This is a genomic window from Flavobacterium sp., assembly GCF_043780635.1.
GTDB lineage: Bacteria > Bacteroidota > Bacteroidia > Flavobacteriales > Flavobacteriaceae > Flavobacterium.
Genome location: NZ_JAYWCK010000005.1, coordinates 1 through 15,368, shown reverse-complemented (window position 1 = coordinate 15,368; position 15,368 = coordinate 1). Strand labels below are relative to the sequence as shown.

Sequence of the window (15,368 nt, the reverse complement as noted above, 5' to 3'; positions counted from 1 at the left end):
TCAATTAGTAAGGGCTTTGTGTTTTCTACAACGTAGAGGTAAAAAATTGTCAGTAATAACATACAAAATAATGAATTTCAAAGCTTTTAGATAATAAAATCCCTGTCAATTTGCCTCAAAAAAGCCTATTTACTAATTATGTTTTGTGATAATACCTCTATAAAATATAAATGAATACTGATGAAAACCAAAAATGGTTTTTCTAAAATATTTAATGATAAAAAAACAAACGATAATTAAAAAAGTTCTCTTTTCTTACAAATATATCTATTTAAATCAATTACTTGTAATTAATTTCTCATAAATTTTATTTATTATTTTACTGTATTTTAAGAAAATTCCCTCTTTAATAAACACTTAAAGTTATTTTATGTAAAAAAAGGTGTACATTTATCAAGATGAAAGTATTGCAATTCCCTTTAGCGAGAATAACAATTGGGTTTGTGCTAGGCATTCTACTTGCTTATAATTTTCAACCACAACCACAGCTTTTATTTGCCTTGCTTATCTTCGCCTTTTGTGCTTTTACAATTGCTTATTTTGTATCGAAAAGCAACGTGATAATTCCCATTTATTTTGGGTGGACCAGTTACTTTCTGGCATTTGGGATTGGCACAACAACTCAAATCATCCATACCAATTCTTTTCAGAAAAGCAATTATATACACAAGAGTGACATTTTTGAGAAACCACATTTAGTTGCAGTTACTCTTCGGGAAAAGCTGCGAAGTTCAAATTATAATGACCGTTACATCGTCCTTGTCAACCAAATTGACGATTCAATTAAAACGGGAAGAATCCTTCTGAATGTTCGAAAAGATAGTCTGAACCATTCATTCGAAATAGGAACTCATTTACAAATCAAGGGGAGTTTATACGAAAGCGGTCCGGCAAAAAATCCCAACCAATTTGACTACGGCAAATACCTTGAAGGCAAACAAATCTATGCCCAGATTTATACTGATGTTTCGGATATCAAAATAGGCAACCTCATCCAAAAAGATGTCTGGTATTACACTTCGAGATTGCGAAGCAAAATCATTCGGAACTTAGAGAAAAACAATTTCAACAAGGCCGAACTCAATGTTGCCATTGCCTTAATTTTAGGTCAACAACAGGATATTTCGCCCGAGATTATAAGGGATTATCAATTTGCCGGTGCGGTGCATATTTTATCCGTTTCGGGATTGCATATTGGGTTTATTTTGTTGTTTGTCACGTTTCTTTTGAAACCTTTTCCTAACACACAACGCGGTTCGTTTATCAAGTTGATTATTATCCTGGCTTCCTTGGCTTCATTTGGTTTGATTGCCGGTTTGGCACCATCAGTACTTCGATCAGTTACAATGTTTTCGTTTGTTGCCATTGGAATGTATTTGCGAAGAAGCTCCAATATTTTTCATACTTTGCTGGTTTCTATGTTGCTCATTTTACTCTTTGAACCTTCATTTTTGTTTGATGTAGGTTTTCAATTGAGTTATGTTGCTTTGTTTTTTATACTTTGGCTACAGCCTTTATTGGCCCAACTTTGGAAGCCAAAAAATAAAATCATTAATTACTTTTGGGAAATTCTCACGGTTTCCTTTGCGGCACAAATAGGTGCTTTCCCTTTGAGTATTTATTATTTTCATCAGTTTCCGGGATTGTTTTTTGTAACTAATCTAGTTATTATTCCGTTTTTGAGTGTAATCATGGCATTGGGCGTTTTAGTAATGGTCTTGGCAGCTTTCGATTATGTTCCACTATTTCTTGTCAAATCATTGGAATGGAGCATTTTTATCCTGAATAAAATCATTAATTCGATTGCCTCGTTAGAGCAATTCATCATTCAGGAGATTCCGTTCAACTGGCAGTTGTTGTTGACTGTTTATTTGCTAATTATTGCAACGATTATTTGGTTCAAAAAACCTAGTTTCAACAGATTGACATTAGTATTAATTGCGACAATTATTTACCAATTCGCATATTTTGAAACGCATTGGAAAATACAAAACCAACGAGAATTAGTTGTTTTCAATTCAAAGAAAAACACTCAAATTGCAGAACGAAATGGAGAAAATGTTATTTTATATGCTAATGACAGTCTTTTGAAAAAAGGCTTGAAAAACAAAACTCTTTCCGCTTATTTGATGGGGAATTTTAGTCATTTAAAAGTTAGAAAAAAACTTGAAAATGTACTTTATATTAAAGAAAAGAAAATACTGATTTTGGATAGTTTAAGTGTATATCCAAAAAATATTAGTCCAGATATTGTTATATTAACCCAATCGCCAAAGATAAACCTCGACCGTTTTTTACAAACCATCAAACCCAAAATGGTTGTGGCTGATGCTTCGAATTACAGAACGATTCAAAAACTATGGGAAGCAACTTGTATCAAAGAGAAAATCCCTTTTCACGCTACTGGCGAAAAGGGATTTTATAGATTGGAATGAAAAATTATTTAGTTTTCAGAATTCCATCAGCTACAGCGAGCCAAGCAGTAGGTCCGCCAGCAACATAACCCGTACTACCGATACCGGTAAAACTTGGTTTTCCCTCTTTTATCTTTGCCGTAGCAAAATATATAGTAGGAAATCCCTGAATTCCGAATGCTTGTTGCATCCCATTATTTTGAGCTTTAATTTGTTCTGATTGCGGTGTTCTTCTCGGGAAATCCAATTCGACCAAGACAACATTATCTTTAGCCCATTTTGCGAATTCTGGCGTTAACAATACTTCTTTTTGCAAACGAATACACCAACCACACCAATCGCTTCCTGTGAAAAACAAAAGCATTGGTTTTTTGGACTTATTGGAGATTGAGATGGCTTTATTAATATCGGTTTGCCAAACTAATTCCTTCGCCTTTTTGCCACCGCTTGATTCTTGTGCGTGAATCGCAAAAGAACCTAATAATAATACTAAAATTATAAGTGTCTTCTTCATTTTATTGGTTTTAGATTTATTTTTCATTTTCAAAAACAGTGCCATTATCTCACACCGTGCATTAATTTTTTGACAACCGGAGCCATCACTATGGCGAATACCCCCACCGTGATAGAAATTAGCGTCAGCATCCAGAAAAAGTAGCTCAGTCCGTGTTCGTCAGCTATTTTATCAATATTTTCTCCAAACATTCCTGCACCTTTCATTCCAATTGCAACCGCAAGATACCAAACTCCAAACATAAATGCAATCATTCTGGCCGGAACCAATTTACTCACATAAGACAATCCTACAGGAGAGATGCACAATTCTGCCATCGTATGAAAAAGATAAACCAAGATTAGCCAAATCATACTCACAGAAGCCGTTTTGGCTCCAGCTTCTATTCCGTTTGCCCCAAAAGCGATACAAGCCATTCCCAAAGCGAGCAAGGACATTCCGATTCCGTATTTGAAATTTGCTGAAGGATTGTATTTACTTTCCCACCATTTCGAAAATAAAGGAGCAAGAGAAATAATAAATAAGGAGTTCAGAGTCGAAAACCATGTTGCAGGAACCTCGGTCAATGGCACCGTCACTTTCTCGATTTTTAAAAATTCTAAAGTACCATCGGATAATGTCAAATAGCCTGCGGTGTAATAATCTTTGGCCAACATCCAAAAGGCAATTGTCCAGATAATCACGAAACTGCTGCTTAAGATAACCGCCGCCAAAGTATATGTTTTAAAAGTTTGTCTGAACAATAAGGATAACACCCAAGTGATAATAGCCAATGGCAAAATCGTAATTAAGGAATTTACCACTAAAAAAGTCATACTCCAATTTCCTTCTAAAACCCGATTGGTATAATCGGAAGCAAAAATGGTCAAACTGTTTGGTGATTGTTCGAATATTGCCCAAAAGAAAATGGTTAGAAAGGCAAAAAAAGTCACCGCCATCAATTTTTCTCTAGTGGTTTTTGAATATTGGGTAAATCGGTAAATAAGCAACATAATAAACAAAATCAAGGCTGTAACAATGGCAATATTATTCCCGTTCCCACCCAGAAAACCAAAAACATCAATTTTGCCACCTGAAATTTTTGATGCCGGAGCGTTCAAAATCCAAAGCAATCCCAACATAACCATTAAGGCAATTAATCCCAATTGAATAGGTGTGAAGGGATTTCTTTTATCAGTATCTGATGCCTGTATTTTAGCTTTACTTTCTTTGTTTGGTTTTAGCCCAATATCTCCAAAGATGTTTTGGGACAACCAAAATTGCAACATGCCAAAGAACATAAAAATTCCTGCCAAGCCAAAACCATAACTCCAGCCCACTTTTTCGCCCAGATATCCGCAAAGTAATATTCCAAAGAAAGCGCCAGCATTCACCCCCATATAAAACAAGGTATAGGCTCCGTCTTTTTTCTCGGGACGATCTTTGTACATTTCTGAAATGATGGAAACCATATTCGGTTTAAAGAATCCGTTGCCAAACACTAATAAAGCCAATCCTAAATAAATAGAAAACTGCGTTTCCACCGCCATAGATGCGTGTCCCAAAGTCATTAGACATGCGCCAATAACCACTGCCCAACGATAACCAATAATTTTATCGGCAAAATAACCGCCCAGCATTGTGGATAAATACACTAATCCCACATAAGACCCAAAAAGAGAGGATGCATTTTCGCGAGTCCAAGCCCAGCCTCCATCAATTGTTGATGTTGTCAGGAATAAAATGAGCAGTGAGCGCATTCCGTAGAAGGAGAAACGTTCCCACATTTCGGTAAAAAACAAGATAAATAATCCAGCGGGATGTCCTAAAACGGGAGTTTTAAAAAACTGGTCGGTGGTGTTTTCAGACATAAATTTTTATTTTACTTCCTGCATTAATTTTTTCACCCAAGGTGAAATTACTATTAATAGTAATCCCGCAATTAAGGCATAAATTGCCAGTTGTTTGTAGCCATCAGCGTAGACCATCAGTTTTTCAACATTGGTTGCGTTTTCTGATGCTACTGCAATGTTAGCTCCTAATAATCCGGCAAAATATTGACCATAAGCACTTGCAAGAAACCACATTCCCATCATTACAGCTTGTAATTTCGCAGGCGATAATTTGGTCATAATTGACATTCCTATGGGTGACAAGCATAATTCACCAAAGGTTATGACAAACCAACCGAAAGTAAATAAGTCTAAGGAAGTAATCCCATTCGCATCAGCAAAAAATTTAGTATAATAAAATATCCAAAAACCACCCGCCAGGAATAAGAATCCTAGTCCAAATTTGACCACGGTGTTGGGTTCAATTTTTCTTTTACTCATCCAAAGCCAAACTAATCCAACCAAAGCGGCAAATGCAATCACAAAAAGGGAATTGGCAGAGTTGTTTACTCCATTCGGATCAAGTTTAATACCAAGCACCGTATTTTCCAGATTACTAGCTGCAAAAAGGCTTAACGAACCTCCACTCTGCTCAAAAAAGGCCCAAAAAACAATAGAGAACAATATGAAAACCAAGGCTGCAATTAGTTTTTTATTTTCTTTTAGGGAGAAATTTTTCATTTCATAAAGCAAATACAACAAAGAACAAGGCCCAATGATGTACATAAATATATCCGTGTATTTCGAGTTAGAAACCAACAAGATAATTACAGGAATTACCAGTATAGAACCTATGTAGGTCAGGTACTCATAGGTTTTCTTTTTTGAGCTTTCTAAATCCAACAATGGAGAAAGTCCGATTTCGCCCAATGATTTTTGGGTTTGCACGAATGTCAGCAAACTTATAATCATAACGATTGAAGCAAATCCGAAGGCCACATTCCACCTTAAATGTAAGGGAACTATGGAAGAAAGCATATTTCCGTTGGCCACCGCAATACACAAATATCCGCCAATTAATGCACCAAGATTTACTCCGGCATAAAACAAAGAAAAGCCTGCATCTCTACGATTGTCATCATCTTTATATAATTTTCCAACCATGGTGGAAATATTGGGTTTGAAAAAACCTGTCCCAATAATCGTAAAACCGATTCCAATAAAAAAGAATTGTTTGGGGTCAATTGCCAGGATAACACTTCCAACAATCATCAGGATTCCACCCCAAAAAAGGGATTTTCGGTAGCCTAAAATTTTATCGGCAAATAGCCCCCCCACGAATGTAAATGCGTAAACAAAGGCTTGGGTCGCTCCATATTGCAAATTGGCCACCTCATCATTCATCATCAATTGGTTGACCATAAAAATAACCAACATTCCGCGCATTCCGTAGAAACTGAAACGTTCCCACATTTCACTAAAAAACAAGTACCACAATTGCTTGGGGTACTTGCCTTTAAAGTTTTGTATTTGTTCGATTGTTAACTTTTGTTCCATATTATCGAATGCCGTGCATCATTTTTTTCAAAAAAGGAGTCAATGAGAACAAAATTATGGCCGCAAGTCCTGTCAAAATCACAAATACCATAAAGAATTCAAATAAATTATGAATTTCAAATCCCGCAAAAATTGGATTATGGTCACTAATCTGATTGGTCGCTAATACTTTTAATTGTTCGGCTGTAGGCACAATTTTTTTATCCAAAATTCCCTGTAAATCAATTCCCAGTTCTTTGGCTTTTATAAATTTATCTCCCGTTGCCGGCATAATAGAACCCAAAGTTCCTGCCAATGCATAACCAGAGGCATTAGACAAAAAGAAAACGCCGTATAATAGTGATGAAAAACGTTTTGGAGATAATTTCCCTACTAATGACAATCCGATTGGTGACAAACACAACTCGGCACAAGTTTGAATTAAATATAAAAGAATCAACCATTTAATAGCAAGAAGTCCGCTGTTTCCTAGATCTTTCACGTTGTGAGCAATTATGAAATAACTCAAAGCAATTAATGCCAACCCAAAAGCCTGTTTCATTGGCGATATAGGTTCTCTGTCCTTGCTTCTCAAATAATCCCAAAGCATACTAAATGGTATTGCAAAAGCAACTACAAATAATCCATTAAAAATCTGAACCATTGACGGTGGCATATTCCACCCAAAGAAATTTCTGTCAGTTTGATTATCGGCGATAAAAGTTAGTGAGGAACCAGCTTGTTCGAAAGCTGCCCAAAAGAAAATGATGAAGAAAGCTACAATATAAATCACAAAAATTCTATCTCTTTCCACTTTGGTCAATGAAGTATCCGAAACAATTAATCCAGCCAATGTTAAACCACTGGAATAAATCAAGGTGTAAATTAAATTTTGGTCAAAAACAAAATGAATTATTGTACCTAATGTCAAGAATACAATTCCTGCAATTACCAAAGCTTTTTGAGAAAAAACTGCTTTTTGAGATTCCCCTTCTTCAAAATCTGAAGCCTCATTTTTTGAAGGTAATCCTCCAAGTGGTTTTCCTTCAGGAGTGACAACATATTTATTTTTCAACACATAAAAAACAGCTGTTCCAATCAACATTGCCATTGATGCTGCCAAGAATCCCCATTTGAACGCGTGAATATCCCGAATTCCGGCATCGTCCTTCACATCTCCTACGATTGGACATATTAATTGACCTAAGAAAGCCCCTAAATTAATTCCCATATAGAAAATGGTAAAGGCAGTATCCAGTTTACTTTTTTCTTGTTTTGGATACAAACTACCCACCATACTAGAAATGTTGGGTTTGAAAAAACCGTTTCCAAAAATGATAATTCCTAAGGCGGTCCACATTAAAGTAGTAGCCAAACTGATATTGGTGCCAAAAACACTAGCGCTGCAAAACAACATAAATTGTCCAATAGCCATCATCAAACCCCCTAATAAAATACAATTTCTATTTCCGAAAAAACGATCAGCAACAAAACCACCCAACATTGGGGTTAAATAACACAATCCGAGAAAACCTCCGTAAATTATAGAAGCATCCTCCTCTTTCATCATTAATGAATTCACTAGGAATAATGTAAGAATTGCCCTCATTCCATAGAAATTGAAACGTTCCCACATTTCTGTTCCAAATAATACCCAAAGTCCTTTTGGGTGTCCTGTTTTCAATGCTGCTTCACTCATATTAATTATTTTGGTTAATGGTTTGTGTTATAAATTATTTTTGATAAAATTAGTCATTTTATTGTACAATTGTATTCTTGTTTTTCCGCCACGAATTCCGTGGTCTTTGTCAGGATAAATTTGCGAGTCAAATTGTTTGTTTTGCTGAATCATGGCTTCCATCATTTGCATTGAATTTTGCACATGAACATTGTCGTCACCTGAACCGTGAATTAACAAAAACTTACCTTTTAGTTTGTCAACGAAATTTATTGGCGAATTATCGTCATAGCCTTTAGGGTTTTCTTGAGGTGTTCTCATATATCTTTCGGTATAAACATTGTCATAGAAACGCCAGTTGGTTACCGGCGCAACGGCAATCGCCATTTTGAAAACGTCATTCCCTTTCAAAATACAGTTGCTTGACATAAAACCACCATAAGACCAACCCCAAATTCCTATTCTGGATTTATCCACATAGGGATAGTTTCCTATCACTTTTGCGGCATCAATCTGATCTTCGACTTCATATTTTCCTAATTGCTGATAGGTCACTTTTTTAAAATCAGCTCCTTTATAACCTGTCCCACGACCGTCAACACAAGCTATAATATATCCCTGCTGGGAGAGCATCATAAACCAATAATCATCGCTATTATTCCATTCGTTATTGACCTGTTGTGAGCCGGGACCTGAATATTGATACATAAATACAGGATATTTTTTTGAAGGGTCGAAAGTTGCCGGTTTCATTATCCACGCATTTAATTCATTGCCTTTTTCCGTTTTCATCACAAAAAATTCTTTTTGTGGCAAATTGAATTCTTTTAATTCTGTGACCAATGCTTCATTGTTTTCTATAACCTGAATCTGTTTGCCCGTTTTAGATTCATTCAAACTATAGGTTGTTGGCTGTGTTGTGCTGGAAAAGGTGTTGATGAAAGATTGAAAATTCGGACTGAAAGTAGCTGCGTTTGTTCCGACATTTTGTGACAATCGCACTTTATATTTTCCATCCAAACTACATCTGTAAACATCTCTATTGATAGAACCATTCTCTACCGATTGATAAAAAACAGTATTTGTTTTCTCGTCGAAACCATAATATTCTGTTACTTCCCAATTGCCTTTGGTTACCTGATTTTTTAGTTTTCCGGTTTTGTCATACAAGTAAATGTGGTTGAATCCATCTTTTTCGGAAGTCCAAATAAAACTGTTGTCTTTGAGAAAAGTCAAATTATCCGTATCCACAAAATCGATATAGGCTTTGTCTTTTTCGTTCAGAACTACTTTTGTTGCAGCTGTTGCTCCGTCAACAAACAGCAAATCCAAACTATCCTGATGGCGATTCAATATTTTAGCAGACAATACATTGGCATCATTTGTCCATTCAATTCTTGGAATATAAAAATCATTGTACTGACTTAAATCTACTTTTTTTGTGACTTTTGTTTCGACATTGTACAAATGCAGGGAAACAATAGAGTTCTTTTCGCCTGCTTTGGGATATTTGAACGTTTCTATTTTAGGATATAAATTTTTTCCAAAAATGGACATTGAAAATTCAGGAACCTGACTTTCGTCAAAACGAATAAAGCCCAATTTTTTACTGTCCTTGCTCCAATCGAAAGCCCTAACAAATGAAAATTCTTCTTCATAAACCCAATCTGTGATTCCATTGATTATGGCATTTTTCTTTCCATCCGTTGTGATTTGGCTATTCGTATTTGAAGCTATATCATAAATGAAAAGATTGTTTTCCTTGACGTACCCAATCTTTTTCCCATCAGGTGAAAAGGTAGGTTCCTGTACCTGCTCCAGAATTTTGGTTAATTCTTTCGAAACCATATCAAAAAGAAAATAATCGGCAGTAAAAGAATGGCGGTAGATCTGATTCGTATTGTTGGCAATCAAAATCTTTTTTTCGTCGTAACTGAACGTGTAACTATCAATTCCGCCTAATAATTTAGACTGATTTTTAGTGTCTATTAAGGTCGTCACTTTTTTTAAGGTTGCGAAATCGAATAAATCAATTTGCATACTTGCGGATGCTTCATCGGCATTCAAAACAGTAAATTGATTGGTATTTTTCATTGACTGCAATTCGTCCATTCTTTTAGCAGTATATTCGCCACTAAAAATGGCTTCGACAGAAATTTTTTGTTGTCCAAAGACACTTGTAAACAACAATAAAAGCAAGAAGGTAATCTTATTTGAATTCATTGAATTTTATTAAATATAAATGAGGTCAATTTTAGTGAAAATTTTACAATAATTTCACATTTCGAGTGTTAAATGTTAAAAAAAATATCAATCTTACCCTTATATTGAATATCCTCCATTAGCAAACAAAACAGCTAAATCTGTATATTTGCAAATATCATCCCATAATCAATTGAGAATGAATAACGCTGTTGCCGGATTTTCTAAATTATCCAAAGAAGAAAAAATAAACTGGATTGCCAAAGAGTACTTTTCTAGTCCTAAAGAGGCAATTTCAATCCTTAAAAAGTATTGGAATTCTGACGAAAAAATACAGAAATTACACGATGAATTCATTGAAAACACTATAAGTAATTTCTATATTCCGCTTGGTGTTGCTCCCAATTTTCTGATCAACGGAAAATACAGCAGTATTCCCATGGCGATTGAGGAAAGTTCCGTCGTTGCCGCAGCATCAAAAGCAGCTAAATTCTGGTCCAGTCGTGGTGGATTTAAAACCACCGTTATTAATACCGAAAAAATAGGACAAGTTCACTTTATTTTCAAAGGTGATGAATCGAAACTGGCGCTATTTTTTGCCCAAACCAAAACTCATTTTTTTGTAAATACCGAAAGCATTACCAAAAATATGCAAAAACGAGGTGGCGGTATTCTTGATATTGTATTAAAAAATAAAACCAATTTATTGCCCAATTACTTTCAATTGCACGCGACTTTTGAAACTAAAGATTCGATGGGCGCCAACTTCATCAATTCGTGTTTGGAGCAATTTTCCAAAACACTGAAAGAAGAAGCGCAAGGGTATGAATTATTTTCCGAAGAAGAAAAAGACATTGAAGTTGTGATGAGCATTCTCTCGAATTATGTTCCCAACTGTATTGTGCGTGCCGAAGTTTCCTGCCTAGTGGATGACTTAGTAGAAAAACACATTCAGAATCCCAAAGTATTTGCCGAGCGCTTCATTCAGGCTGTTAAAATAGCCGAAGTAGAACCTTTTCGAGCCGTAACCCACAACAAAGGAATTATGAACGGAATCGATGCGGTTGTGCTTGCCACCGGCAATGATTTTCGCGCTGTTGAAGCCGGAATTCATGCCTATGCTTCCCGCAAAGGAAGTTATTCGAGTTTGTCACATGCCAAAATCGAAAATGACATCTTTACTTTTTGGCTGGAGGTTCCTTTGGCTTTAGGCACTGTTGGAGGCTTAACTTCTTTGCATCCTTTGGTAAAATTATCATTGGAAATGCTGGAAAATCCATCGGCGAAGGAGTTGATGCAATTTGTGGCAGTTGCCGGTTTAGCTCAAAATTTTGCCGCTTTGCGTTCGTTGACCACAACAGGAATTCAGGACGGACATATGAAAATGCATTTGAATAATATCCTGAATCAATTTGAAGCCAACGATGAAGAACGGGTTTTAATTCGGAAACATTTTAAGCATCACGTGGTTTCACATAGTGCTGTTGTTGAATATATAGAAATTTTAAGAAGACCAGTATAGAAATCGGCCACAGATTAACACTGATATTATAATTAAAAATGTGACAAAGCAACAAATGAGATTGCTTCGTGCCTCGCAAAGACAATGAGAAAAGAATTTTACAGTAACGGAAAACTACTAATCACAGGAGAATATTTGGTTCTTGATGGTGCCAAAGCGTTTGCATTGCCAACCAAATTCGGACAAAATCTGATTATTGAAAAAGGAACTCCTCAGGAAATAAAATGGACCAGTTTTGATGCCGATGGCAGCATTTGGTTTGAAGAGACTTTTTCGTTTTTGGATATTTCGAATAAAATAATCACTGGAAAATCGTCAATAAGAAACACGCTGATAGAAATCCTGCACGAAGGGCATTTACTAAATCCTGATTTCATCCATTCCTCCGAAGGATATCAGGTTACTACAGCCCTTACATTTCCCAGAAATTGGGGTTTGGGAACCTCATCAACCTTGATCAACAATATTGCGCAATGGTTACAGATTGACGCCTTTGTTTTGCTTAACAATAGTTTTGGTGGTAGCGGATACGATATTGCCTGCGCTCAAAATAACAGCCCTATTTTATATCATTTGGATAATGGCAAACCAATAGTCGAAAAAGTAATTTTCGCTCCTGAATTCACCGAAAATCTCTATTTTGTTTATTTGGACAAAAAACAAAACAGCAAAGCTTCTATCGCAGCTTATTATAACAACAAGAACAAAGATTTAGCTGAGGACATTATTGAAAACAACAAAATAACTTTCGAAGTTTTAAATGCAAAAACTCTTAATCAATTTGCCTTGGCATTAGAAAGACACGAAGCCGAAATGAGTTCCATTCTAGAAATGCAGACCGTGAAAGAATCCTTATTTTCAGATTTTAATGGGGTAATAAAAAGTCTTGGTGCTTGGGGTGGTGATTTTGTACTGGTCGTTTCAAAAGAAAATCCAAGAGAATATTTCAAAGAAAAAGGTTTTCGGACCATAATTCCTTATCACGAAATGATTCTGTAAAACAAAAAATCCCGATTGCTCGGGATTTTTGATATTTATTAAAAACTTCTATTTAATAATTAAAGTCTTTTCTGTTGTCTTTAATTTTAGCAAGGTCTTTTAATGCAGGAATCACTCTGTTAAAATCTCCAGCGCTTTGTGCTTTTAATTTAGCTACATAAGCAGTATGAACTTTCAATACTGGTGCTTTCACTACGCTTGTATTTTTTACCACATAAACTCCAGTGTTTCCTTCGATTGGAGCAGAAAGTTGGTTGGCAGCCAATGCAAATGCATTTCCTACCACTTTAGGTTCCTGACCCACACCACCTGTTAAAACTGGATTTTCCATTGTTACGCCTGTTGCTTGTTGAACTGGAGCACCTGTACCTTTTGCAATAGCTTCTAATGAAGTTCCTGTCATTTTAGCTTTGATCAATTCTGCTTTTTTCTTATTTTTAAGAATTGGTTCAACATAAGATCTTACCATATCCACAGCCATTAATCCTTCTTTGTTTACTTTGGTAACTTTTGCAATTACGTGACCCAAATTAGCCACCTCAAATCTTTTTACAGCACCAAGATCTGTTCCGCTTTCAAATGCCCATCTTACGATATTTCTTTGGTTACCCAATGGTCCAAAAGCCTCGTCCATTACTTTTACAGTCACCGGAGCTGCAATGGTAAGTTTCATTGCTGCAGCAGCTTTATCAAAATCTTTTTCAGTTGCATCAATTTCAAATTTAGTAGCTTCTGTAAATACTTTGTCTGAAGTCGCTTCTGAAGCTTCAATTTTTTGAGCTATGGTTGCTAAACGAATTCCGTCTTGTTTATCCGTTATTTTGATAATATGAAACCCAAAAGGAGTTTCTACCAATCCAATTTTACCAATAGGATTGCTGAAAACAAAATCATTAAATGGTTTCACCATTTGGTTTGGACCAAAATAACCTAAATCGCCACCTTGTTGTGCAGATTGATCGTCAGAATTTGTAAAAGCCAACATCATGAAACTATCCGGATTTGCATTAACCTGAGCTAAAATAGATTCTGCTTTTGCTTTTGCCTGTTCTTTAGTTCTTTTTTCTTTTTGATTTGGAACCTGAGCTCCTTCATAGCTAATCAAGATATGACTTGCTTTTGCATTCACTCCTACTTTTCTACCCATTGATTTAGAAAGACAATAGTATTTTCCGAAAACATAAGGACCATAAATTTCGCCCGGAGCCAAGTTGTATAATTTATCAGCATCAGCAGCCGGTAAATCTTTTTTAGCCACATAAGTTGAATCGTAAGGAACATCTGAATTTGAATTCACGAATTCAACGGTATTTGTTGCTGCTTTAAATCCTGGTAAAGTATCATTTTTCTTTGTAGTTGCATTATAAACCACACTTCCTGACAACAATCCATTTATTTTATCTTTCACTTCGGCTTGGTCTTCCGGAGAAGCTTTGTCTTCAATCAAAACATATTTTAATTCACGAGATTCGTCTGCTTTGTATTTTTTCTCATTCTTTTTCATGAAAGTAACAATCTCATCATCAGAAACCTTTACTTCGCTGTCTTTTATAGTAGAATATAATCCTGCAACGTAAGCAAAGTTTACTTTGTTCGCTTCCATTTCATATTTCAATTTTCCTTCACTATCAGTTGTAAAGGTTCCGGCTTTTATTAAAGTAGCATAGATTTGATATTTTGCGTTAAGCTCGGCATCCTTTTCTCTGTCTTTTAAATATTGAGCCTGTTCCGGATTTGATTTGAAATATTCTCTGAATTTTGCTTCGTCAAAAACTCCAGCTGAATTCAAAAATATTGGGTTTTTTCCAATGTTTTGATCCGATTTCAAAACTTCCATTATGTGTTTTGGACCTACTCTCAATCCTAATTTTTCAAATTCAGAAGTTAACAAAGCGATAGAAACCTCTTGGTCCCAAACTCTGTTTGACGCAGCTGTTGAAGTAACGCCTTGTTGACTTTTTTCAACATTACTTACTTTTACTCTAAATTCTTCAAAAGAAATATCTTTTCCATTGATGCTTCCCACATCTTTTGAACTTTTACCAAAATTCCCTTTCTTAAAAAGATCTCCTGCTATAAATGCAAATAATGCTAGTGCAATAACTACTATCATTAAAGCGGAACGTTGTCTAATTTTTGCTAAAACTGCCATTTTTATGTAATTAATTTTTATATTCAGTCTGCGAAAATACAATTATCTAATTAATAATTATACTAGTCGCGCTATAATTTACAAGAAATTTTGATTTCCCAAAAAAAATCAATCTTTTATTGTGATTTTGACCAATTCTATTTTCTTATTTGTGGCTTCTTCGATGATAAAATGGTATATTCCAATGGTGATTACATCACCTTTCTGAGGGATTTCTTTGGTAGAATCTACAATGAAACCGCCTAGTGTTCCGTATGAATCACTTTCGGGAATATTGAGCTTGTAGATCAGATTCAAATACTCTACATCTAATCGAGTAGAAAAAACATAAACGCCGTCTCCCAGTTCTTTTTCAGTCAATTCTTCGTCGGAATCGTGTTCGTCTTCAATTTCGCCAAAAAGCTCTTCGACAATGTCTTCAATAGTTATTAATCCAGAGGTTCCTCCGTATTCGTCCAGCACAACGGCCACGCTTTTTCGTTTTTTTGTAAGTAAATCCATGGCATCTTTAATGTAAATTGTTTCAGGAACAAATTCCAC

At 35.5% G+C, this 15,368-nt stretch carries 10 protein-coding genes; 3 read left to right on the top strand and 7 right to left on the bottom strand.

Annotated elements, in window-relative coordinates:
* The first annotated feature begins 398 nt into the window (after positions 1-398).
* Positions 399-2,435 (top strand): ComEC/Rec2 family competence protein, encoded by a 2,037-nt coding sequence (locus ACH2BV_RS00285; protein ID WP_395048403.1) that lies wholly within the window; start codon positions 399-401, stop codon positions 2,433-2,435.
* 4 nt (positions 2,436-2,439) lie between these two features.
* Here the strand turns inward: ACH2BV_RS00285 and ACH2BV_RS00280 are convergent, their stop codons facing one another.
* From ACH2BV_RS00280 to ACH2BV_RS00260, 5 genes are read right to left on the bottom strand one after another with little or no spacing between them, the layout of a single operon-like run.
* Entirely contained in the window at positions 2,440-2,928 is a 489-nt protein-coding gene (locus tag ACH2BV_RS00280; protein ID WP_395048401.1) for a thioredoxin family protein, read from the bottom strand.
* Between the two features lie 44 nt (positions 2,929-2,972).
* Positions 2,973-4,778, bottom strand: coding sequence for a peptide MFS transporter (locus ACH2BV_RS00275; protein ID WP_395048400.1), 1,806 nt, complete (start codon positions 4,776-4,778; stop codon positions 2,973-2,975).
* A 6-nt stretch (positions 4,779-4,784) separates the two neighbouring features.
* The gene (locus ACH2BV_RS00270; protein WP_395048398.1) at positions 4,785-6,296 is read right to left on the bottom strand and encodes a peptide MFS transporter; all 1,512 of its coding nucleotides are present in this window, start codon (positions 6,294-6,296) and stop codon (positions 4,785-4,787) included.
* A 1-nt stretch (position 6,297) separates the two neighbouring features.
* Complete coding sequence (locus tag ACH2BV_RS00265) at positions 6,298-7,974, bottom strand: peptide MFS transporter (protein ID WP_395048396.1); 1,677 nt, start codon at positions 7,972-7,974, stop codon at positions 6,298-6,300.
* A gap of 27 nt (positions 7,975-8,001) precedes the next feature.
* Entirely contained in the window at positions 8,002-10,176 is a 2,175-nt protein-coding gene (locus tag ACH2BV_RS00260) for a S9 family peptidase (RefSeq protein WP_395048394.1), read from the bottom strand.
* 154 nt (positions 10,177-10,330) lie between these two features.
* Here ACH2BV_RS00260 and ACH2BV_RS00255 point away from each other — a divergent pair, with 154 nt between their 5' ends.
* A complete protein-coding gene (locus ACH2BV_RS00255) occupies positions 10,331-11,677 on the top strand; it encodes a hydroxymethylglutaryl-CoA reductase, degradative (protein ID WP_395048423.1) in 1,347 nt (448 codons plus the stop codon).
* An 84-nt stretch (positions 11,678-11,761) separates the two neighbouring features.
* The gene (locus ACH2BV_RS00250) at positions 11,762-12,676 is read left to right on the top strand and encodes a GYDIA family GHMP kinase (RefSeq protein ID WP_395048393.1); all 915 of its coding nucleotides are present in this window, start codon (positions 11,762-11,764) and stop codon (positions 12,674-12,676) included.
* Between the two features lie 52 nt (positions 12,677-12,728).
* Here ACH2BV_RS00250 and ACH2BV_RS00245 read toward each other — a convergent pair whose 3' ends face one another.
* Positions 12,729-14,828: a peptidylprolyl isomerase gene (locus ACH2BV_RS00245; RefSeq protein WP_395048391.1), complete on the bottom strand. Its 2,100-nt coding sequence runs from the start codon at positions 14,826-14,828 to the stop codon at positions 12,729-12,731.
* 108 nt (positions 14,829-14,936) lie between these two features.
* A partial coding sequence (locus tag ACH2BV_RS00240) for a transporter associated domain-containing protein (protein WP_395048389.1) occupies positions 14,937-15,368 on the bottom strand: 432 nt, incomplete at its 5' end.

Bases quoted from the DNA above. Each gene is read 5' to 3' on its own strand.
- ACH2BV_RS00265 (WP_395048396.1), bottom strand. From the start codon at position 7,974: ATGAGTGAAGCAGCATTGAAAACAGGACACCCAAAAGGACTTTGGGTA.
- ACH2BV_RS00260 (WP_395048394.1), bottom strand. From the start codon at position 10,176: ATGAATTCAAATAAGATTACCTTCTTGCTTTTATTGTTGTTTACAAGT.
- ACH2BV_RS00275 (WP_395048400.1), bottom strand. From the start codon at position 4,778: ATGTCTGAAAACACCACCGACCAGTTTTTTAAAACTCCCGTTTTAGGA.
- ACH2BV_RS00285 (WP_395048403.1), top strand. From the start codon at position 399: ATGAAAGTATTGCAATTCCCTTTAGCGAGAATAACAATTGGGTTTGTG.
- ACH2BV_RS00270 (WP_395048398.1), bottom strand. From the start codon at position 6,296: ATGGAACAAAAGTTAACAATCGAACAAATACAAAACTTTAAAGGCAAG.
- ACH2BV_RS00280 (WP_395048401.1), bottom strand. From the start codon at position 2,928: ATGAAGAAGACACTTATAATTTTAGTATTATTATTAGGTTCTTTTGCG.
- ACH2BV_RS00245 (WP_395048391.1), bottom strand. From the start codon at position 14,828: ATGGCAGTTTTAGCAAAAATTAGACAACGTTCCGCTTTAATGATAGTA.
- ACH2BV_RS00250 (WP_395048393.1), top strand. From the start codon at position 11,762: ATGAGAAAAGAATTTTACAGTAACGGAAAACTACTAATCACAGGAGAA.